This window comes from uncultured Thiohalocapsa sp., from assembly GCF_913063425.1.
Lineage (GTDB): Bacteria > Pseudomonadota > Gammaproteobacteria > Chromatiales > Chromatiaceae > Thiohalocapsa.
Map to the genome: position 1 here is coordinate 1 of NZ_CAJXYK010000074.1, position 18,950 is coordinate 18,950.

Genomic DNA, 18,950 nt, shown 5'->3' on the forward strand with positions numbered 1-18,950 from the left:
GGGAGCGTAGTCGTTCTACGTGACCCGGTTTTCGGCTCCCTGCAACGCCGCATGGCGCGTCCGGAGGCGTCCGCAGCAGGTCGGTGGGTTTCTTCACAACCTCTCAGTCCCCATCCAGCCCCAGCGCGTGCAGCACGCGCCAGGAGAGCTCATCCGGCGTGCGGGAGATGACCTCCGCCGGGATCTCGTGCTTGAGATGCAACCGGTCGAAGCCCTCGAAGCCGTAGGAGACCATGAAGGGATGCATACCCGTGTTGACGGCGGCACGGAAGTCCTTGGCCTCGTCGCCGCAGGCGTAGGCGCGCGCGGGGTTGATCTCCAGCTCTTCGCGGGTGCGGCGGAAGTAGGGCAGCTTATCCTCCGACAGCGGCAGGTGCACCAGGAAGTCCAGCAGATCCGGCTCGATGCCGTGGCGGTCGAACAGCTTGGTGAGGGTCTCCACCGGATTGATGGTGATGTTGCGGGTGACGATGCCGACTTTGATGTCGGCGGCCATGGCCAGGCGGCGAATGAGCCGCTCCATGCCCTCGAACATGGTCGCCTCCTCGCGGTACACCTCCGTCAGTGTCTCCACCACCTTGGCGCGGGTGCCGCGGCCGAGCTGCTGGCGCAGATTCTGCGGCATCTCCTTGAGCCCGCCGAGGTACTTGAAGATGTTGCGCCGCTTCTGGAAGCGGGCCAGCGGCCCGATATCCATGCCATGGTGGGCGAAGGTCTTCTCGATGGCCTTGAAGGCGTCGATGGTGGTGCCGTCCGCATCGAGGATCACCAGCCGGTCATTGGTATACATGGCGTATGCGTCACCCGTGCGCGCGGCCCGCCCCTGCAAGAGCGCCCAGCCAGCCGCGGCATTGTCCTGTTCGTCGCAAACGCCGGGGATTTTCTCACATTGCAGGCTGCGTGCAGCAGCGGGGCTGCGCCGTGACGGCCCCTACGTGCAGCATCATCCCGACTGGGAGCCCCTCTACTCCCGCCTTATCGACCTCTACGACCAGATCACGCGCAAGGCGCTTGAGAACGAGCAGCGCGGCTGAAGTACCGCCAGGCTGCGCAGGGTCAGAACAGCCGCCGCCGCAGCAGATAGATCGAGAGACCGGTCAGCACACCCGCCGCCACAACCCGAACGGCCGGGTGTCGGGAGAGTGCAGCGGCGCGGGCCAGGAGCGTCTCCGGGCCGCCCGTGGTCGGGTCCTGGCGGTGGCGCTCGCCGCCCTCGCTCACCGGGGCGTCTGCCACCTGCGGGCGGTGTGCGCGCCAGCGCCCCGCCGCGCGGCCCGCCGCAGATCCCCCGGCCGACACAGCTGCGGCGGCAGCGCCCGTATCCATGTCGCCCTGGGGCTGCTCCCGGGCCGGCGCCGGCGCATCGAACCCGTGCGGCGGCGGCGCCTTGCTGTGCTGGCCCGGGTCGAGGCTGAGCTTGGCACGTTTGGCGGTCATGGGCATGTCCTCCGCGGCGGGGTGCGACGGGGGCGGGTCAGCTGGCGGATCGAGTGGCTTCGCGCCCGTGCCCGAGCATCGCCTGCACCGCCTGCCACAGCGCCCCGATCTCGGTGGCGGCCTTGCCGCGGGCCTCGAACTCCACCACCGCGCGACCGTCGATGAGCGCATGGCTGTAGGCGGCGCGCTGGCTCACGGCCACCGGGCAGACGGGCACCGGATAGGCGGTCAGCGCCTCCCGGGCCTCGGTCACCAGCCGCGGCTCCTGCGCCCGGGTGGGCGGCGGGCAGGCGTTCAGCACGATCTGCGCCGGCACCTGGAGGTCCGCCACCAGGGCCGTGGTGATGCCGATGGCGTCCAGGTCCAGGATCGCGGGCCGGGTCGGGATCAGCACCGCATCCGAGGCCTCGGCGCAGGCGCGCGACTGCGCCGAGCTGTGCGGCGCCGTGTCCACGATGACCAGCCCGAAGCCGCGCCGGCGGGCCTCCTCCAGCATGCCCGCGAGCTCCGTCCCCTGCCCCTCCACCAGCGCCGGCGCGTCCGCGGCACGCCGCTGCCACCAGGCGCCGGCACTGCCCTGGGGGTCCGTGTCCACCAACAGCACCCGGAGCCCGGCACGCTGGGCCTGCACCGCCAGGTGGATGGCCAGCGTGGTCTTGCCCGTGCCGCCCTTCTGGGCGATGAGGCTCAGGGTTGTCATCCGCCCCTTCATGCCGTTGGAGTATCGATGATCCGCGCGGGGCTGTCGAGGCGCAGCGGGCGGCGACGACGCGGCGCTCTCCACCGCCATCTGGCGCCATCTTCCTACAAATTGCCGATTATTTGCCCGAATCGGCCGTCGGCGCGTTGACTGCAACGGCGCCAGAGCCTATACACCTGCCGCCCGTCCGGGCCGGCGGGACCACCCGGCTCCAACAACGCAATAATCTTATCGCCATGACACTCATGAAACGCTCCACCGCTGAGCTGATCGGCACCTTCTGGCTCGTGCTCGGTGGCTGCGGCAGCGCCGTGCTTGCCGCCGCCATCCCCGACGTCGGCATCGGCCTGCTCGGTGTCGCCTTCGCCTTCGGACTCACAGTGCTCACCATGGTCTATGCCATCGGGCACATCTCAGGCTGCCACCTGAACCCGGCCGTGTCGGTGGGGCTCGCGGTGGGTGGGCGCTTTGCGTGGTCGGACGTGCCCGCCTATGTGATCGCGCAGGTTATCGGCGCGACGCTCGCGGCCTTCCTGCTCTGGTACATCGCCGCCGGCGGACCGGACTTTGCGCTGTCGGCCAACGCGCTGGCCGTCAACGGCTACGGCGCGCTGTCGCCGGCGGGCTACTCCCTCGCCGCCGGCTTCGTCACCGAGGTGGTGATGACCATGATGTTCCTGCTCATCATCCTGGGCGCCACCGACAAGCGGGCCCCCGCGGCCTCCGCCGGCATCGCCATCGGCCTGGCGCTGACCCTGATCCACCTCATCAGCATCCCGGTGACCAACACCTCCGTGAACCCGGCCCGCAGCACGGGCCCGGCCATCGCGCTCCTGACCGGCGGCTACGGGCAGGCCATGGGCCAGCTGTGGATGTTCTGGCTCGCCCCGATCATCGGCGCCGGGCTCGCGGGTGTGATCTACAACGCCTTCGCCACCACCAGCGAGCCGCCGGAAATCGAGAAGCTCGGCGGCACGGTGGCCTGAGAGCGCGGCGCTGACGGGGCTGCAACAGCCCCGGGTCCCGCGCATACAGGTGTTGTGACACCGCAGAGCGGTGTCACAAGACCTGGCCCTACAAGTCCCAGTACATCGCCGCCTTGTCCAGTTTGTAGGTCCAGGGCAGCCCGGCGTTCTTCCAGCCGTTGACCACGCGCTCGCCTTTGCGCGGCCCGGCCTTGGCCTTGTCGACCGAAGATCTGCTTGGCGTGCGCATACAGGTCTGCCGCGGGCTTGCCGCGAAGGACGGGCACGCAGCGGGCCTCCGGGTGGACGCCGTCGGCACCGTGGCAGTTGGTGCAGCCGTGCTCCGCGAACAGCGACCGGCCCATGGGCATGTCGGTGTCCATCGTCTCACTCTGGGCAGCGGCGGTGGCTGCGCCCAGGGCACAGGCAAGCATCAGGTTTTCAAGCTTCATCTCGCTTCTCCAGGTGTTGGCAGCGGAGAAGAAGCTAAGTCTTCAGGCCGTCGCTGAAAGCAGGCTAATTCCGATAGCGGCGGCCGGACATCGCCCGTGCGCCGTTACAGGGATTTCGCACAGAACCCGCACTTCGTGTACGCCGCCCGGGCGCGATGCCTGATCCGTACGCAGTCATATCGGCAGAGAGGCTGCACCGCTCCGACCGACGCAGGGTGCCTAATCACCGCCGTCGGCCTGGGCCACCGGCGCGAGCCCCCCGATGAAGGCGACAAAGGCCGGGCGCTCGGCCGCCACCAGGTCCGCCGGGCCGTGCAGTTGCGGGTAGAGCTTGCCCTCGGGCGTCTCGACGATGCCGGCGAGCAGCATCCGATCCGACAGGGCCGTGTCGCCGGGGCCCATGCCGACGCCGCGGGCATAGCTGCCGCGCAGGCTCACCAGGGTCGCCTCGAAGTTGCCGCCGAGCTCGGTGATCTCGGGCTCCACCGGGCCGCCGTCCGGCCCCGTGAACTGGGACTGCCAGCGCTCCACGTTGGCCTCAAGCGTACCGCCCTGGGTCGGGCCGAAGTAGTAGACCACCATCTCCGCGCCGCCGGCGGTGTCGGCCTCGGCACCGGGGTCGCCCACGCTGAACTGGGCCAGGCGCATGTCGCTCTGCGGCGGCTGGGCCTGCCAGTGCGCGGGCACCGCGGAGCGCAGGCCGAGGAGCTCGACGGGCTGCGTCGCCGCCGGCTGCTCGGCGATGGCAGCGGCTGCCTGGAAGGCGAGGACGGCCGTGGCGGCGGCAAGTTGAAATGGACTGGACATGGGGCACCCGGACAGTTGCTTGGCAGGAGTCCAGCAGCCTATCAGCACAGGCAACTCCCTGACGAATGCCGCGGCATTGCCGCCGGCATCGGTGCCGCGCCCGCACCGCACCTTCGCTAACATGCGTTGCAGATGCCGGCGGCTGAAGAGGTGCCACCCAAGACGCGCCCGTGCGCAGCCCGCCGCCATGAGCCACCCGCAGGAGCCACCCATGCCCGACCAGCCAGACCCAGACGCCGTCCGCGCCTACCTACTGGCGCTGCAGGACCGCATCTGCCATGACCTCGCCACCGAGGATGGCGGCGCCGACTTCCGCGAGGACGCCTGGGACAGGCCCGCCGGCGGCGGCGGGCGCTCCCGGGTCATGGAGGGCGGCGCGGTGTTCGAGAAAGGCGGCATCAACTTCTCCGACGTCCAGGGCGACCGCCTGCCGCCCTCCGCCACCGCCGCCCGTCCGGAGCTCGCCGGCCGCGGCTTTCGCGCCATGGGCGTGTCCCTGGTGATGCACCCCTGGAACCCCTTCGTGCCCACCTCGCACATGAACGTGCGGTTCTTCATTGCCGAGAAGCCGGGCGAGCCCGCCGTCTGGTGGTTCGGCGGCGGCTTCGACCTCACGCCCTACTACGGCAACGACGAGGACGTGATCCACTGGCACCGCACGGCGCGGGCCGCCTGCGAGGGCTTCGGCGACGACGGCGAGACCTCGGCCCAGCTGCACGCCAGGCTCAAGCACTGGTGCGACGAGTATTTCTATCTCAAGCACCGCCAGGAGCCCCGCGGCGTGGGCGGGCTGTTCTTCGACGACCTCAACGCCTGGGGCTTCGACAAGTGCTTCGCCTTCATGCGCAGCGTCGCTGACCATTACATCCCCGCCTACCGCCCCATCGTCGCCCGCCGCAAAGGGCTCTACTACGGCGACGAGGAGCGCGACTTCCAGTGCTACCGGCGCGGGCGCTACGTGGAGTTCAACCTGGTCTACGACCGCGGCACCCTGTTCGGCCTGCAATCCGGCGGGCGCACCGAGTCCATCCTCATGTCCCTGCCGCCGCAGGTGAGCTTCCGCTACGACTGGCACCCGGCGCCGGACAGCCCGGAAGCCGAGCTCTACGACCGCTTCCTGGTGCCGCAGGACTGGCTGGAGGAGGCGCCCTGATACTGGCGTGCAGCGCGGGCTGCGTCCCTCTCGGCGCATCCGGGGTGGGTATCGAGCCCGCCCCGGATGGGGCCGAGTGAAACTCGGCGCCCCCAGGCTCGTCCCGCCCTGGGGCCGCCGAGTTTCACTCGGCCCGCCGCCGCTGCGGCTCGATGCCGCAGCGATGGCGTCGCAAGCAGGCGCTGACGACGCTGGGGCCTATCCGCCCGCCATCCCCGCAAAGGCGGTGCTCTCCGTCACCCGCAGCTCATCGCCGAAGCGCTCCACGAAGAGCGCGATGAGGCCGCGGTCGTTGGCGATAGTCATGCCCCGTTCCGGCCCCAGCACCAGCAGGGCCGTGGCCCAGGCGTCGGCCTCGGCGCAGCGCTCGGCGAGCACCGTCACCGAGGCGAGCTGGTGGTCCACGGGCCTACCCGTGGCGGGGTCGATGGTGTGGGAGTAGCGCTCGCCGTCCAGCTCGAAGAAGTTGCGATAGTCGCCGGAGGTGGCCATGCCCAGGTCCGTCAGCGCCACCACCCGCAGCACGGCGCGGCGCCCGGCGTCCGGGCGCTCGATGGCGATGCGCCAGGGCTCGCCCTCGGCGTTGCGGCCGCGCCCGCGCAGCTCGCCGCCGATCTCCACCAGATAGTCGGTGATGCCGGCGTCCTCCAGCACGGCGGCCATGCGGTCCACGCCATGGCCCTTGGCGATGGCGGAGAGGTCCACGTAGAGGTCGGTCCGGTCCTTGCGCAGCGCCGGCGGCTCGGCGCGGGTGTGGAGCAGGTCCCAGCCGACGCGGGCCAGGGCGGCATCGATCTCGGCCTGCGCCGGCAGCTGCTCGGCCTTCACCTCCGGCCCGAAGCCCCAGAGGTTCACCAGCGGACCCACGGTGACGTCGAAGGCGCCGTCGGTGAGGGTGCTGACGGCGAGCGCCGTATCCGTGAGCCGCACCAGCTCGGCGGAGACCGGAAACCAATCCGTGGTCTCCGCGGCGTTGAAGCGCGAGAGCTCCGAGTCGGCCTGATAGGTGGACATGCGCTCGTTCACCTCGGCGAGCACCGCGGTGATGGACGCATACAGCGCCGCATCGTCCAGACCCGCGGGCGGGCGCGGCACCTGCACGCTCCAGCTGGTGCCCATGGTGCGGCCGACGAGGTCGAGCGTGTGCTCCTTGGGGCCACAGCCGGACAAGATCAGCAGCACCAGGGCGGCGAGCGCACCGAGGCGCAGCAACAGAGGTCGGGAGCCAAAGCTCACCGGTGGCGGGGACGGCAGGGACATGGCTCTGACTGGCAGCAGATTGGATGCGGCGGCGGGGTAGCGGCGCAACCGGGCCGCCGGGGCTGGACATGCATCCCGGCCTCGCCCAAGCTGCACCCCGATTGCAGACCCCGACAGAGGCCGCAGAGAGATGTACAAGCTGGTGGTCTCCGACCTGGACGGCACCCTGCTGGGCGCGGACCATCGCCTCGGCGATTATACGCGGGCCGTGCTGGGCCGGGTGCGGGCGGCGGGTGTGGGTCTGGTGCTGGCCTCCGGGCGGCACTTCCTGGACATCCGCGTGCTCGCCGACTCGCTGGCGAGCCGCCTGGACGCTCAGCTCGATACGGCAGGCAATGCCGGCCGTGGGAGCGGCATGCCGGCCGCGACCGAGCCCGTGGCCACCCCGTCGCGCCGGGGACGGCGCTCCCACAGCGCAACGGCGCCATCGGCGCACGGCTACCTCGTCAGCTGCAACGGCGCCGCCGTCAATGCCGCGGACGGCCGCCTCGTGCAGGCCACCCGGCTGCCAAGGGCACCGCTCGACTTCCTACTGCGCGACCCGCTGTTCCGCAACGTGCACACCAACGTCTTTCTGACCGACGCCTGGCTCGTGGAACAGCCGGACCCGAGCCTGCTGCGCTATCACCAGGACTCGGGCTTCCACTACCAGATGGCAGACTTCGCGGCGCTGGACGGCGCCGATGTGCTCAAGGTCATCTACCATGGCGAGCACCAGCACCTGCTGGCGCTGGAGCAGGAGGTCCTTGCCCGCTGCGGCGAGACCGTCGGCACCACCTTCTCGCTGCCGCAGACGCTGGAGGTGCTGGCCCCCGGTGTAAGCAAGGGCGCGGCTCTGGCCGGGCTGCTCGATGACCTGGGGCTGACGGCGGCCGAGGTCGTCTGCTTCGGCGACGGCCTCAACGACCTGGAAATGCTCCGGCTGATTGCCGACGGCGGCGGCCTGGCGCTGCTGATGGACAACGCCGATCAGCGACTGCACCAGGCCCTGCCGGACGTTCCGCGCATCGGCAGCCATACGGACGAGGCCGTGGCGCGATACCTTGAGCCGCTGCTCGACACGGGCGCCCTGGGGCCGGCCTGAGGGCGCCCGCGGTGGGCGACAGGAGCCGCCGAGGCCGGGTGCGGCCGTCGCTGCGTGAACCGACAAGGGACAGCCGAGATGACCCTGCACATCACCCCCGACATCGCCATCGACGAGGACGAGCTCAGCGAGCGCTTCGTGCGCGCGCCCGGCCCCGGCGGGCAGAACGTCAACAAGGTCGAAACCGCGGTGCAGCTGCGCTTCGACGTGCGCCGCTCGCCCTCACTGCCCGCGGGTGTGCGGGCGCGCCTGGAGAAGCTCGCCGGCTCCCGTGTGGACTCCGACGGCGTGCTCACCATCCACGCCCACCGCCACCGCACCCGCGAGCGCAACCGCACCGATGCCCGCGAGCGCCTGGTGGCGCTGATCGCCAAGGCGAGCCACGTCCCCAAGCCCCGCCGCCCCACCAAGCCGTCCCGCGCCGCCAAGGCCCGGCGCGTGGACGAGAAGAAGCAGCGGGCGCGGACCAAGCAGATGCGGGGGCGGGTGGGCCGCGAGGATTGACCGCGACGCCCATCGACCTCCATGCCGCAGCGGTCTGGGACTCCAGCCGCTGCAACGACAAACTGGCGCAGAACTGCGCAACCGGGGTGGCCGCTTTTGGGTAGGCCGACGTCAGCCGACACCCCGCACAGCGCGCACCGCGGTGCGCAGATCAGGCAGTGATCGCCGGGCCTCAGACGACGCAGCCTTGCGGGGGTCCCTCCCCACGGCGGGCGGGCGGATCAGCGCCGCGCCGACAGCTCCGCGCCCTCGGCCGCCGCGGGCTCCACGGCGAAGTCCTCGTCCACTTCTTTGGCGATGTCCATGGACGAGAGCTCCTTGACGCGCTCGGGCGGGTAGCCCAGCGCGGCGTAGTCGAGGATGCCGTCGGGGCTGTGGCAGTCTTTGCAGGTGTGGCCCTGGCGCTCGATGCCGTGGTTGACCATGAGCGTGCCCATCTGGCGCATCCAGTTCGCCTTCACGTTGGGCATGCTGCCGTCCCGCTTGATGGGGAACTCGGTCTTCCAGCCGCCCTCGACACCAAAATAGGCCATGAACTCATCCATCATGTAGAGCTTGAAGGGCTCCTGGTACATGCGCTTGACGATCGGGTCCTGGATGGCGACCTTCATGGCCTGAAGCGGGTCACCCTGCTCATAGTAGGTGGCATAGTCGAAGGGCAGGATCATGGCCCCGAACGGCCCCTGGTTGGTCATGTCCTCATACATCATGGCGTTGAAGGGCTTGAACGGGTAGATGCGGCTTTCCCCGCTTTCCATGGCCGCCTTCAGGTTCTGCGCGATCATCTGCTTGCGCTTCTCCAGCATCTCCGGCGAGAGCTGCGACAGGGGCTGGGTGGCGGCTGTTACGTACTGCTCCACGTCCAGGTCCGGGTAGGTCTGCTTCAGCTCCTCGGCCTTGGCGCGGACGGCGGCGATGATCTCCGGGTCCGTGATCTCGGCCATCTGCTGCATGAGCGGGTTGTAGTTGCCGTCGCCCTCCGGGTTGCTGCCGAGCGCATTGGCGAGGAAAGTGCCGTTGCCGTTGAACCACAGGTAAATGATGCCCTTGCCCGGCTCGCCGGACTTGTAGACGTCGGTGAACTCCCAGAGGCCTTCTTCCTCGTTCCACGTGGGGTGCACCCAGTCGCGCAGGATGACATTGTCGTCCTGCAGCTGCTTGATGTGGCAGGTCTCGCAGGCGAGGCGGGCGATGTGCCCGTTCAGCAGCGCGCGATGCTCGGAGGCATTGTGCGGTGTCTTGCTGTGGCAGCTTTCACAGGTGACGTCCTTCTCCGGCAGGTCGTTGGCCACCAGGTCCACGCCCATGCGCCCGCGCGGGATCTTGTGCCCTTCCGGCACATGGCAGTCGGTGCACTGGATGTTGGCCGCCGCGTGGGCGTCGTGCTCCGGGCTGAAGGGATTCCCGCGCTTGGCGCCGGAATGCAGGATGCGCTGGTGCTTCTCGCCAAGGCTCTTGGCGGCGACGTTATGCACATAGGTATCGCCGCCCATGTTGTGCTGGTGGCAGTTGAGGCAGTTCTCTTTCGTGGTCTGCCCCACCGTCAGCGCCGCGCGCATGCTGCGGTCCTGGTTCCAGCGCATGCCGTACTCGTCCTGGATGACGTAGCGCTGGTTCATGTCGTACTCGCGCGAATGGCAGATGAGGCAGTCGATGCCCTGCTTCGCCGTCTGCGGCACGTCCCCCACCGGCATCATCTTCTCGGTGGCCGGGTGGTAGTTGCCGCCGATGTGGCACTGCCCGCAGCCCTCGCTGCGCAGCACCTTCTCGCCGCCGTGCGGGTCTGACGCCCCGGTGGACACCTGCGTGATCTCGGTGCGCGGCGGCTCAGTGCTGGGCGGTGAATGCGGTTGTGTTTCCACCAGCGCGGCCCAGCCGGTCCAGGAGAAGCTGCCGGGGATGCCGCAGGCGCGGTTGATCTTGCCGACGGGGATCTGCCGGCTGTCGGGGGCGTTCACCAGGCGCCCGTCGTAGCCGTAGGTGGAAAAGCCGCCGGCCTTGGCGCTCTGGAACTTGAAGTGCACAGAGTTGACGATGTCGCTCAGGGTATCGACAGTCTCCAGGCTGCCGTCGCCGTGCTGCACCTGCATGGTCTCGTGGCAGGTCAGGCAGGTGGCGGGCCCTTCGTAGGTGCGGATGCCGGCGTCACGGAAGTACTTGATGTGGCTGTACTCCGTGTCCTCCACAAAGGAGGGCGTGTGCATCAGCATCTCGACCTTCAGCTCGCGGGCGAACGGGTCCTGGTCCGGCGCCACCGCCGCCTCGGCACGGCTGCGCCGCGCGTCCTCGGTGAGCTCCAGCGCCAGCTGCTCGAGCTCGGCGTCGGACAGGGTCTCGCTGTTCGGATAGGTGAGCGGGGCGTTGGTGACGCCGGTGTAGAGATCGAAGGCGATGGGATACACCAGCTTGTAGAGCAGATAGCCCACCGCGAGCACGGCGATGCCGATCAGCACCCAGCGGCCGGCCCGCGGCAGTTTGGCATTGGCTTGTGCGGAGGTGTTCATGGTGTGGCAGAGGTCCGGTTACGGCTCGGCTGTCTTGAAAAGGTTGCCTGGATTGTACGGGGCGTCAGCGCGTGTCGGCAGCGGCGCCGTCCCGCGCACCCTGCCCCTCGTCACGCGCACCCTCTTTGTGCCAGCCGGTGATCATGGCCTTGAGGTTGGTGGTGGGCGTCTCGCCGGTGGTGATGATGTACACATGCACCACCAGGAACAGCAGCATCATCCACGCCAGCAGCAGGTGTGCCATGGCCACCACCCAGATGGTGCCGAAGCCGAAGACGGTCTCCGGCAGCTCGCCGGAGAACAGGAAGGCCCAGCCGCTGATGATGAGCAGCGGCATCAGCCCGTACATGACGCCGACGTAGCTCAGGGTCTGAAGCGCATTCAGCTTGTGCTCGGCGCTCACGTGGAAGGGATGCGGCTCGTTCACGAAGATGCCGTAGACGTAGTAGCGCACCTGGCGGAAGAGGTCCATCGGCAATGTCCGGATATTGACCAGATAGTGCTTGCCGTTACCGCCGATGAGGTTGCCGAGGAGGAACAGCACCCAGGAGACGGTCAGCAGGATGCCGCTGGTGTTGTGCACCGGCACGGCGACGTCCAACGGAACCAGCCAGCTGAGCGCAAAGTGCATGCTGATGCCCGTCACCAGCGACGCGAAGAACAGCAGGGCGTTCAGCCAGTGCCAGAGCCTGAGCCAGACGGGGTAGAGGTAGAGCGTGCTCATTGGGCCTCCTGCTGACGCTTGTGGGCCAGATACCGGCCGAAGCCGTGGGCGCCGATGCCGATGACCATCAGCCCGACGATGGCGAGCCCGATCAGGTCGATGAGCGGGCTGCGGCTCATGCCGATGATATAGGCATCGTTGTAGATGGCGTGGGCGAGGAAACCCTCCTGTTCACGCTCTTGCTCCGCGCGGTGCACATACAGCTGGGCCAGCAGCTGCCCGCCCTGGCTGTGGCATTCGACGCAGTTCTGGTTGCTCTCCTCGGCCCCCAGCATCTCGTGCGAGGGAGCATAGAGGTCGCGTCCCTCCACCGGCGTGTGGCAGTCGATGCAGCGCACCGCGGCCCAGTGCTGCTGCGGGCGCGGCAGCCAGTCGTGGCCCTTGGGCACCGGCGAGCGCAGCTCGGTGTGGCAGTCCAGACAGAGGTTGTTGTTGGCGGCCACCACCTGCGGCACCGGCGTGTCGTTGGGCAGTGGACGGAACCTGTGCGGGTTGTGGCAGGAGAAGCAGCTGAAGGGCTCCTCGTCCTGCTTGGCGTGCACACTGTCCTGGTACTGGATGGCGAATGCGTCGAGCTTCGGCGGCTGGTGATGCTCGTCGCCCTGGCGGTCTTCGTGGCACTCGACGCATTGCAGATTTTCGTCCGCACTGCTGGTGCGGTGCGGATAGTGCTTGTAGCCGCGGTCGTGGCAGTCGCGGCAGGCGAGCTCGTGGTGCACCGAGTGCTCATAGGCATCGCGGTCGATGGAGAGATTCACGATCTCCCGCGTCTCCCGGTCGCGGTAGGCCATGGTCTCCATCCAGTGGCAGCGCATGCATTCGGGGCTGTCGCCGCTGGTGAGGCCGGATGCGCTGTCCGCGCCGGCGTCGGCCACCTGGGCGGCTGCGCCGTCGGCAGCGTCCGCGGTGTCCGGCGTCACATCCGGATAGGCGCCCTCCGGTGCTGCCTGCGCGACCGCGCGGGCCTGTGCCGATGCCGGCGGCGGCGTCGGCGAAGCCGGGGGCTCCGCGACGCTTACGGCGGACACCGGCGCCGGGCCCGTGCCGGCACTGCCGGCGGCGGGCGGTGCGGCAACCGTGTGCGCACCGGGCTCTTGCGTGGGCGCCCGCAGCTGGGTTTGAGCACGCGGCGCCGGCGGGGCTGCCGGACCGGACTGGGACACCGGCGGCTCGATGGCCGGCGCCGCCCCGACAGGCAGCTGCTGCGCCGGCTGCACAGGTGCGGGTGGTGCTGGCACGGGCGGGGCTGCGCCCGGATACTGCGGACCCACCCTGGGTACGTAGCCCGACCCCGGCGGCGGATAGCCGATGGGCGCCGGTATCCAGCCGGGCATTGGATTCTCGGCGCCGTCGGCGCCGAGCACGCCGCTGGGCGCCACCGAAGACAGCAGCGCCAGCAGCAGCAACAGCCACCGCGCGCCCGCCTCACTGCGGCAGGGATTCAGGATGCCACTCATCAGGGCCTTCTCGTGCTCACTTCAAGAAACCTGGACCGGACCGGCCCGCCTGGGTTCACGCTACCGGGCTCGGTGCGGCGGGATAATGATCCAACGCAAGAACCGGGCCTGCAAAGGCCGGACTCGTGCTCAGGCAGGCCACCGCGGGCACCGGGCCTGATTCTGAACAGGTTTGGCGGAACAAGTGTGGCGGAACAGGTCTGGCGCTGCGAAGCCGCCCCCCGGCGTGCGGTCAGCGGCGCCGTGGATGCGGCCTCAGCGGCGCCCGGGGGCCGGCTCCCGCCGCCGGCGGCCGCGGCGACGCCGGCGCTGGATCAGTGTCAGCACCGGCCCGGACAGGGCGTAGCCGAAGAACAGCAGAAACAAGACGATGGGCGGGTCCAGCACCACCAGCGCGAAGCCCAGCATCACCACCACCAGCACCATGAAGGGCACCTGCCCGTGCAGGTCCAGGAGCTTGAAGCTGTGGTAGCGGAAGTTGCTCACCATGAGCAGGCCGGCGCCCGCGGTGAACAGCCCCACCAGCAGCCCCACGCTGCCGCCGGCGATGTCGTTGTCCACACCGATCCACACGGACGCCGCGATGATGGCCGCCGCCGATGGACTGGGCAGCCCCTGGAAGTAGCGCTTGTCGGCGATGCCGATCTGGGTGTTGAAGCGGGCAAGCCTGAGCGCCGCGCCGGCGGTGTAGACGAAGGCGGCGAGCCAGCCGAGCTTGCCGAGCCCGCCCAGCGCCCACTCGTAGGCCACCAGCGCCGGCGCCACGCCGAAGGCCACCATGTCCGAGAGGCTGTCGAACTCGGCGCCGAAGTCGGTCTGGGTGTTGGTCATGCGGGCGATGCGCCCGTCGAAGCCATCCAGCAGCATGGCCGCAAAAATGGCGAGCGCCGCCGCCTCGAAGCGCCCGGCGTTGGCCGAGAGCACGGCATAGAAGCCAGCGAAGAGCGCCGCCGTGGTGAAGAGATTGGGCAGCAGGTAGATGCCGCGCCGGCGCCGGCGCCCGCGGGGGTTGCCGCCGTCGGCTGGATGCCCGCCGGACGCCGAGGTCTCGGGCTCCGAGCTGGGCTGTGGCGCATGCTGATGGAGATCCGTCATCGGCGCTGGCAGGTCGCGTGGGGGTGGGGCTGCGGATGTGGGCGGCGACAGCCCGGCTGGCCGGGGGGCGCCGTTGCTCGGGCTGCGCATGGGCGCGGCCGGGGCAGTATAGCCAGGTCGCAACGCCGCTCACCACCGCACGCTAGCGGTGCAAGGGGAGCGCGTCGTCGCGGATGCCGCACCGTTGGCGGTCATTGAATCTTTATTTTGACAATGCGGCGCAGCGCGTTTTAATGACCACGCGCGCGCCGCCACGGGCATCCACCCGAGGGCGCGCCCCGGCAGCCACGTGGGAGCCCTTCATGCAGCGAGAACGCCCGGATCTGCCCAGTAACGACAAGCGCTGGAAGCTAGTCAACGCCACCATGCGCCGCAACGGCTATGCCGGGCACGCGCTCATCGAAGCCCTGCACGCGGTGCAGGACGCCTTCGGCTTCCTGGACGAAGAGGCCATGACCTTTGTGGCGGATTCCCTGGATCTGCCGCTCAGCAAGGTCTACGGCGTCGCGACCTTCTACCACCTGTTCATGCTGAAGCCCCAGGGCCGGCATGCCTGCGTGGTGTGCACCGGCACAGCCTGCTACATCAAGGGTGCCGGCGCCCTCATCGAGGGCATCGAAGCGCGCTTCGGCGCTGCCCCGGGCGAGACCACGGCAGACAAGGCCCTGTCCGTGCTCACCGCGCGCTGCGTGGGGGCCTGCGGGCTCGCGCCGGCCGTGGTGGTGGACGGCAAAGTCATTGGCAAGCTCGGCCCGGACGCCTTCTGCGACCGCCTCGCACAGGAGATCGCCGAATGAATCTGGACGACCTCGAAGACCTCGCGGCCAAGTACCGCATCGAGCTGGGCGAGGCGGACCGCGAAATCCGCGTCTGCGTCGCCACCGCCTGTCACTCCTCGGGCGCCCCCGGCGTCATCCATGGGCTCAACGCGGCCGCCGCAGAGCCGCCGGCAGACGGCGAGCACAGCTGCAGGATCAAAGGCGTCGGCTGCATGGGGCTCTGCTCCGTCGGCCCCATGGTGGCGGTGGCGGAGCCGGGCGCCGACCTGCGCGAGTCCACCCTGTACCGGGAGGTGGCAGCGGACGATGCCGGTGAGATTCTCGCCAGCGCACGCAAACCGGGCGCCGGCCCTGTGGCGCGCCTGCACTGCCCGAGCGACCAGCCCTTCTTCGCACGCCAGCGGTGGATCGTGCGCGAGAACTCCGGCATCGTCGACCCGGACAGCTTCAAGGGTTATGTCGCCGTCGGCGGCTATGCGGCCATGGTGCAGGCGCTGACGGAGATGACGCCGCAGGAGGTCATCAACGAGGTCACCACAAGCGGATTACGCGGACGCGGCGGCGGCGGTTACCCCACCGGCCTCAAGTGGTCCACGGTATCCAAGATGCCCGAAGGGCAAAAATACGTTATCTGCAACGCGGACGAAGGCGACCCCGGCGCCTTCATGGACCGCGCCGTGCTGGAGTCGGACCCGCACCGGCTGCTGGAGGGCATGGCCATCGCCGCCTACGCCGTCGGCGCCAACAAGGGCTACATCTACATCCGTGCTGAGTACCCGCTGGCAGTGGAGCGGCTCAAGACCGCCATCCGCAAGGCCAAGCGCTCCGGCTTCCTCGGCAACCACATCTGCGAGACCCAGTTCAATTTCGACGTGGAGATTCGCCTTGGCGCCGGCGCCTTCGTCTGCGGCGAGGAGACAGCGCTGATGGCCTCCATCGAAGGCGGCCGCGGCCATCCCCGTCCACGCCCGCCCTATCCTGCGGAGTACGGCCTCTGGGGCCACCCGACGCTCATCAACAACGTCGAGACCTACGCCAACATCGCGCCCATCATCAGCAACGGGGGCGACTGGTTTGCCGGCATCGGCACCGAGAAGTCCAAGGGCACCAAGGTCTTCGCGCTGGCCGGCAACATCGTCAACGGCGGGCTCATCGAGGTCGACATGGGCATCACGCTGCGGGACATCATCTTCGACATCGGCGGCGGCATCCCGGGCGGCCGGGCCTTCAAGGCCGTGCAGACCGGCGGCCCCTCCGGCGGCTGCGTACCGGAGGCGCACCTGGACATCCCGGTGGACTACGACAGCCTGAAGACGCTCGGCACCATGATGGGCTCGGGCGGCATGATCGTCATGGACGAGACCTCCAACATGGTCGATGTCGCCCGCTTCTTCATGGAGTTCTGCATGGACGAGTCCTGCGGCAAGTGCGTTCCCTGCCGCGCCGGCACCCAGCAGATGCACGGGCTGCTGGACCGCATCGCCAAGGCCGAGGCCACCCGTGCGGACCTGGAGCTGCTGGAGGAGCTGTGTGACGTGGTGCAGGCGACCAGCCTCTGCGGCCTCGGGCAGACGGCGCCGAACCCGGTGCTGTCGACGCTGCGGTATTTCCGGCATGAGTACGAGGAGAAGCTGGGGTGACGCGGCCGCACAATCGGCACGAGTGACATGACCGAGAACGTCGAGAACCTGATTCTGGAGCACCTGCGCGGCCTGCGCGCAGGCCAGGCCAGCAGCGTCCACGAGATCCGCGAGCTTCAATCGCGGGTCAGCAGTCTGAAGGCCGCGGTCTTGGGCACGAAGCGCGATCTGGTTTTCACGCAGGAGGACGTTGCCCGGCAACAAGTCAGCATCGATACCATCAAGGAACGACTGACCCGGGTCGAGCGACGGCTCGATCTGGTGGATGATGCCGGCGGATGACCGGCTTTGCGCAGGCTGGCGACGCGAGGCGTGTCACCGGACCGGCGAAACAGATCATCATGAAGCTCAGCTGAGCGCGCCCGTCATCACCCAGCGCACCCACCCAACCCCCCGGACGAGGACGCCCCATGCCCCTGCCCGCCCCGCAAACCAATGTCCGCGTCGTCACCCTGACCATCGACGGTCAGCAACTGTCCGCCCGCGAGGAAGAGACCGTCATCGAAGTGTGCCGGGAGAACAAGATCCCCATCCCGAGCCTGTGCTGGATGGAGGGCCTGTCCGTCGTCGGCGCCTGCCGGCTCTGCGTGGTCGAGGTGGACGGCGGCCCGCGGCTTCAGGCGGCCTGCGCCACCCGGGTGCGCGAGGGCATGTCGGTGCAGACCAACAGCGACAGGCTCCAGCGCTACCGCCGCACCCTGGTGGAGCTGCTGTTCGCCGAGCGCAACCATGTCTGCTCCGTGTGCGTGTCCAACGGCCACTGCGAGCTGCAATGGCTGGCACAGACCTGCGGGGTGGACCATGTGCGCATGCCCTACCGCAACACCGGCTACAGCGTGGACTCCAGCCACGAGATGTTCCGGGTGGACCACAACCGCTGCGTGCTCTGCACCCGCTGCGTGCGGGTCTGCGACGAGATCGAGGGCGCCCACACCTGGGACGTCATGGGCCGCGGCAGCGGCTGCCAGGTGGTGACCGACCTGGCCAAGCCCTGGGGCGAGAGCGACAGCTGCACCAGCTGCGGCAAGTGCGTGCAGGTGTGCCCCACCGGCGCGCTGGTGAAGCAGGGCACTTCCGTCGGCGAAATGGTCAAAGACCAGCAGTTCCTGTCCATCCTGGCGCGGCGGAGGAGTCATCGATGAGTCCAGACGGCAGCAAAGGCCGCACGAAAGTCACGGTCGCCACCACTTGGCTGGACGGCTGCTCCGGCTGCCACATGTCCTTTCTGGACATGGACGAGCGGCTGGTGGACCTGGCCGATCAGATCGACATCGTCTACAGCCCCTTCGTGGATGCGAAAGCGCTGCCTGAACAGGTGGACTTAGGCATCCTGGAGGGCTCCATCAGCAACGACGAGGACCTGCACAAGGCCCGGGAATTCCGCGCCCGCTGCAAGCTGCTGCTGAGCCTCGGCGACTGCGCCGTCAACGGTAACGTCCCCGCCATGCGCAACCCGTTCAAGCTGGATGATGTCATCGAGCGCAGCTACCGCGACAACGTGGACCTGAACCCGCAGATCCCCACCGACGGCGTGCCGCAGCTGCTGGCCACCGTGCGGCCGGTGCACGGAGTGGTGGACGTGGACATCTTCGTGCCCGGCTGCCCGCCACAGGCCGACGCCATCCACTATGTGCTCACCGAGCTCATCGCCGGGCGCACGCCGGACCCGGGCCGGGTGACGCGGTTCGGGGCTTGATGGGCGTGCTGAGCCAGCGCCGGCGCATTGTGGGAGCGGCATCCCCGCCGCGATCCTCCGCCGCCGGAGATGCACGCCAAGGCTTGCGGCAAACCGCCGTCGGGGCGCCTCACCCGGTGGCGTATGCGCCGCGCTTATCCGCCCCAGCTCTCCTCGGTGCTGCCGTTGCGCTGCCGGCGGTTGCAGGACAAACGCCCGCCGAGCGCATCGAGCTGCTGGAGGCCAAGGTCCGCGTACTCACCGAGCGGGTTACCGCGCTGGAGGCAGACCGGGGCGATACGGCGGCGTCGGAGCCCGGCGGCATCGCCTGGGTCCTGGGCGATGACCTGCGCGGGCGCCCCTTCCGGATTGCCCACAAGGCACTGGACCTGGACGACGGGCGTGTGGAGCTGCTGTTGCAGATCACCGAGCCGGTGCAGGCCACAGAGCGGTGGATGCTCGGCGGTCCGGCACCCATCCGTCTCATCCTGCGGGCGGCGGACGGCAGTGAGCGGCACCTCTATATGACGCTGCTGCGCGGCGCGAGCTTTGAGCCCGGCAGACACCTGCACCTGCTCGCCGAGATGGACCCCGCACTGGCCGCAGCCACCAGCCAGATCGTTGTCGAGCATGCGGACTGAGAGGTCGTGAAGAAACCCACCGACCTGCTGCGGACGCCTCCGGACGCGCCATGCGGCGTTGCAGGGAGCCGAA

20 protein-coding genes are annotated in these 18,950 nt (G+C 69.1%); 10 read left to right on the forward strand and 10 right to left on the reverse strand.

Features of this window, described 5'->3' with window-relative positions:
• Positions 1 to 103: 103 nt before the first annotated feature.
• From QZ607_RS24095 to QZ607_RS24105, 3 genes are all read right to left on the reverse strand, one after another.
• Complete coding sequence (locus tag QZ607_RS24095; protein ID WP_295888311.1) at positions 104 to 790, reverse strand: HAD family hydrolase; 687 nt, start codon at positions 788 to 790, stop codon at positions 104 to 106.
• A 266-nt stretch (positions 791 to 1,056) separates the two neighbouring features.
• On the reverse strand, positions 1,057 to 1,437 hold the full coding sequence (locus tag QZ607_RS24100) for a hypothetical protein (RefSeq protein ID WP_295888313.1): 381 nt from the start codon (positions 1,435 to 1,437) through the stop codon (positions 1,057 to 1,059).
• Positions 1,438 to 1,474: 37 nt separating this feature from the next.
• Positions 1,475 to 2,137 carry a ParA family protein gene (locus QZ607_RS24105; RefSeq protein WP_295888315.1) on the reverse strand — a complete coding sequence of 221 codons (663 nt, stop codon included), beginning with the start codon at positions 2,135 to 2,137 and terminating at the stop codon, positions 1,475 to 1,477.
• Positions 2,138 to 2,373: 236 nt separating this feature from the next.
• On the opposite strand from QZ607_RS24105, the gene aqpZ reads away from it, so the two are divergent.
• A complete protein-coding gene (gene aqpZ / locus QZ607_RS24110) occupies positions 2,374 to 3,123 on the forward strand; it encodes an aquaporin Z (RefSeq protein ID WP_295888317.1) in 750 nt (249 codons plus the stop codon).
• Between the two features lie 88 nt (positions 3,124 to 3,211).
• Here aqpZ and QZ607_RS24115 read toward each other — a convergent pair whose 3' ends face one another.
• Together QZ607_RS24115 and QZ607_RS24120 are read right to left on the reverse strand one after the other, a co-directional pair.
• On the reverse strand, positions 3,212 to 3,352 hold the full coding sequence (locus tag QZ607_RS24115; RefSeq protein WP_295888318.1) for a hypothetical protein: 141 nt from the start codon (positions 3,350 to 3,352) through the stop codon (positions 3,212 to 3,214).
• A 421-nt stretch (positions 3,353 to 3,773) separates the two neighbouring features.
• Complete coding sequence (locus QZ607_RS24120; protein WP_295888320.1) at positions 3,774 to 4,361, reverse strand: hypothetical protein; 588 nt, start codon at positions 4,359 to 4,361, stop codon at positions 3,774 to 3,776.
• Positions 4,362 to 4,572: 211 nt separating this feature from the next.
• Here QZ607_RS24120 and hemF point away from each other — a divergent pair, with 211 nt between their 5' ends.
• Complete coding sequence (hemF, locus tag QZ607_RS24125) at positions 4,573 to 5,514, forward strand: oxygen-dependent coproporphyrinogen oxidase (RefSeq protein WP_295888322.1); 942 nt, start codon at positions 4,573 to 4,575, stop codon at positions 5,512 to 5,514.
• A gap of 198 nt (positions 5,515 to 5,712) precedes the next feature.
• Here the strand turns inward: hemF and QZ607_RS24130 are convergent, their stop codons facing one another.
• Positions 5,713 to 6,774, reverse strand: a complete 1,062-nt coding sequence (locus QZ607_RS24130; RefSeq protein ID WP_295888323.1) for an FAD:protein FMN transferase — start codon at positions 6,772 to 6,774, stop codon at positions 5,713 to 5,715.
• 130 nt (positions 6,775 to 6,904) lie between these two features.
• Here QZ607_RS24130 and QZ607_RS24135 point away from each other — a divergent pair, with 130 nt between their 5' ends.
• Positions 6,905 to 7,858, forward strand: coding sequence for an HAD hydrolase family protein (locus QZ607_RS24135; RefSeq protein WP_295888326.1), 954 nt, complete (start codon positions 6,905 to 6,907; stop codon positions 7,856 to 7,858).
• Between the two features lie 78 nt (positions 7,859 to 7,936).
• Positions 7,937 to 8,362: an alternative ribosome rescue aminoacyl-tRNA hydrolase ArfB gene (gene arfB, locus QZ607_RS24140; protein WP_295888328.1), complete on the forward strand. Its 426-nt coding sequence runs from the start codon at positions 7,937 to 7,939 to the stop codon at positions 8,360 to 8,362.
• A 221-nt stretch (positions 8,363 to 8,583) separates the two neighbouring features.
• On the opposite strand, the gene QZ607_RS24145 is transcribed toward arfB, so the two are convergent.
• The 4 genes from QZ607_RS24145 to pssA form a co-directional block, all read right to left on the reverse strand.
• Positions 8,584 to 10,866 (reverse strand): multiheme c-type cytochrome, encoded by a 2,283-nt coding sequence (locus QZ607_RS24145; protein WP_295888331.1) that lies wholly within the window; start codon positions 10,864 to 10,866, stop codon positions 8,584 to 8,586.
• A gap of 64 nt (positions 10,867 to 10,930) precedes the next feature.
• Complete coding sequence (locus tag QZ607_RS24150) at positions 10,931 to 11,590, reverse strand: cytochrome b/b6 domain-containing protein (RefSeq protein WP_295888333.1); 660 nt, start codon at positions 11,588 to 11,590, stop codon at positions 10,931 to 10,933.
• The gene (locus tag QZ607_RS24155) at positions 11,587 to 13,047 is read right to left on the reverse strand and encodes a cytochrome c3 family protein (protein WP_295888336.1); all 1,461 of its coding nucleotides are present in this window, start codon (positions 13,045 to 13,047) and stop codon (positions 11,587 to 11,589) included. The genes QZ607_RS24150 and QZ607_RS24155 overlap by 4 nt, the downstream gene beginning before the upstream one ends.
• Before the next feature lie 255 nt (positions 13,048 to 13,302).
• A complete protein-coding gene (pssA, locus tag QZ607_RS24160) occupies positions 13,303 to 14,142 on the reverse strand; it encodes a CDP-diacylglycerol--serine O-phosphatidyltransferase (RefSeq protein WP_295888339.1) in 840 nt (279 codons plus the stop codon).
• 302 nt (positions 14,143 to 14,444) lie between these two features.
• Between pssA and hoxE the strand changes: the two genes are divergently transcribed.
• The 6 genes from hoxE (at position 14,445) to QZ607_RS24190 (ending at position 18,877) form a co-directional block, all read left to right on the forward strand.
• Entirely contained in the window at positions 14,445 to 14,939 is a 495-nt protein-coding gene (gene hoxE / locus QZ607_RS24165) for a bidirectional hydrogenase complex protein HoxE (protein ID WP_295888342.1), read from the forward strand.
• Entirely contained in the window at positions 14,936 to 16,561 is a 1,626-nt protein-coding gene (gene nuoF, locus QZ607_RS24170; RefSeq protein WP_295888345.1) for an NADH-quinone oxidoreductase subunit NuoF, read from the forward strand. The genes hoxE and nuoF overlap by 4 nt, the downstream gene beginning before the upstream one ends.
• Before the next feature lie 27 nt (positions 16,562 to 16,588).
• Complete coding sequence (locus QZ607_RS24175) at positions 16,589 to 16,843, forward strand: hypothetical protein (protein WP_295888347.1); 255 nt, start codon at positions 16,589 to 16,591, stop codon at positions 16,841 to 16,843.
• A 128-nt stretch (positions 16,844 to 16,971) separates the two neighbouring features.
• Positions 16,972 to 17,703 (forward strand): bidirectional hydrogenase complex protein HoxU, encoded by a 732-nt coding sequence (hoxU, locus tag QZ607_RS24180; RefSeq protein ID WP_295888349.1) that lies wholly within the window; start codon positions 16,972 to 16,974, stop codon positions 17,701 to 17,703.
• Positions 17,700 to 18,257: an NADP oxidoreductase gene (locus tag QZ607_RS24185; RefSeq protein ID WP_295888351.1), complete on the forward strand. Its 558-nt coding sequence runs from the start codon at positions 17,700 to 17,702 to the stop codon at positions 18,255 to 18,257. The genes hoxU and QZ607_RS24185 overlap by 4 nt, the downstream gene beginning before the upstream one ends.
• A gap of 116 nt (positions 18,258 to 18,373) precedes the next feature.
• Positions 18,374 to 18,877: a hypothetical protein gene (locus QZ607_RS24190; protein ID WP_295888355.1), complete on the forward strand. Its 504-nt coding sequence runs from the start codon at positions 18,374 to 18,376 to the stop codon at positions 18,875 to 18,877.
• The last annotated feature ends 73 nt before the right edge of the window (positions 18,878 to 18,950 follow it).

Coding starts and splice junctions, on each gene's coding strand:
- QZ607_RS24095 (WP_295888311.1), bottom strand. CDS start 790: ATGTATACCAATGACCGGCTGGTGATCCTCGATGCGGACGGCACCACC.
- QZ607_RS24100 (WP_295888313.1), bottom strand. CDS start 1,437: ATGACCGCCAAACGTGCCAAGCTCAGCCTCGACCCGGGCCAGCACAGC.
- QZ607_RS24105 (WP_295888315.1), bottom strand. CDS start 2,137: ATGACAACCCTGAGCCTCATCGCCCAGAAGGGCGGCACGGGCAAGACC.
- aqpZ (WP_295888317.1), top strand. CDS start 2,374: ATGACACTCATGAAACGCTCCACCGCTGAGCTGATCGGCACCTTCTGG.
- QZ607_RS24115 (WP_295888318.1), bottom strand. CDS start 3,352: ATGCGCACGCCAAGCAGATCTTCGGTCGACAAGGCCAAGGCCGGGCCG.
- QZ607_RS24120 (WP_295888320.1), bottom strand. CDS start 4,361: ATGTCCAGTCCATTTCAACTTGCCGCCGCCACGGCCGTCCTCGCCTTC.
- hemF (WP_295888322.1), top strand. CDS start 4,573: ATGCCCGACCAGCCAGACCCAGACGCCGTCCGCGCCTACCTACTGGCG.
- QZ607_RS24130 (WP_295888323.1), bottom strand. CDS start 6,774: ATGTCCCTGCCGTCCCCGCCACCGGTGAGCTTTGGCTCCCGACCTCTG.
- QZ607_RS24135 (WP_295888326.1), top strand. CDS start 6,905: ATGTACAAGCTGGTGGTCTCCGACCTGGACGGCACCCTGCTGGGCGCG.
- arfB (WP_295888328.1), top strand. CDS start 7,937: ATGACCCTGCACATCACCCCCGACATCGCCATCGACGAGGACGAGCTC.
- QZ607_RS24145 (WP_295888331.1), bottom strand. CDS start 10,866: ATGAACACCTCCGCACAAGCCAATGCCAAACTGCCGCGGGCCGGCCGC.
- QZ607_RS24150 (WP_295888333.1), bottom strand. CDS start 11,590: ATGAGCACGCTCTACCTCTACCCCGTCTGGCTCAGGCTCTGGCACTGG.
- QZ607_RS24155 (WP_295888336.1), bottom strand. CDS start 13,047: ATGAGTGGCATCCTGAATCCCTGCCGCAGTGAGGCGGGCGCGCGGTGG.
- pssA (WP_295888339.1), bottom strand. CDS start 14,142: ATGACGGATCTCCATCAGCATGCGCCACAGCCCAGCTCGGAGCCCGAG.
- hoxE (WP_295888342.1), top strand. CDS start 14,445: ATGCAGCGAGAACGCCCGGATCTGCCCAGTAACGACAAGCGCTGGAAG.
- nuoF (WP_295888345.1), top strand. CDS start 14,936: ATGAATCTGGACGACCTCGAAGACCTCGCGGCCAAGTACCGCATCGAG.
- QZ607_RS24175 (WP_295888347.1), top strand. CDS start 16,589: ATGACCGAGAACGTCGAGAACCTGATTCTGGAGCACCTGCGCGGCCTG.
- hoxU (WP_295888349.1), top strand. CDS start 16,972: ATGCCCCTGCCCGCCCCGCAAACCAATGTCCGCGTCGTCACCCTGACC.
- QZ607_RS24185 (WP_295888351.1), top strand. CDS start 17,700: ATGAGTCCAGACGGCAGCAAAGGCCGCACGAAAGTCACGGTCGCCACC.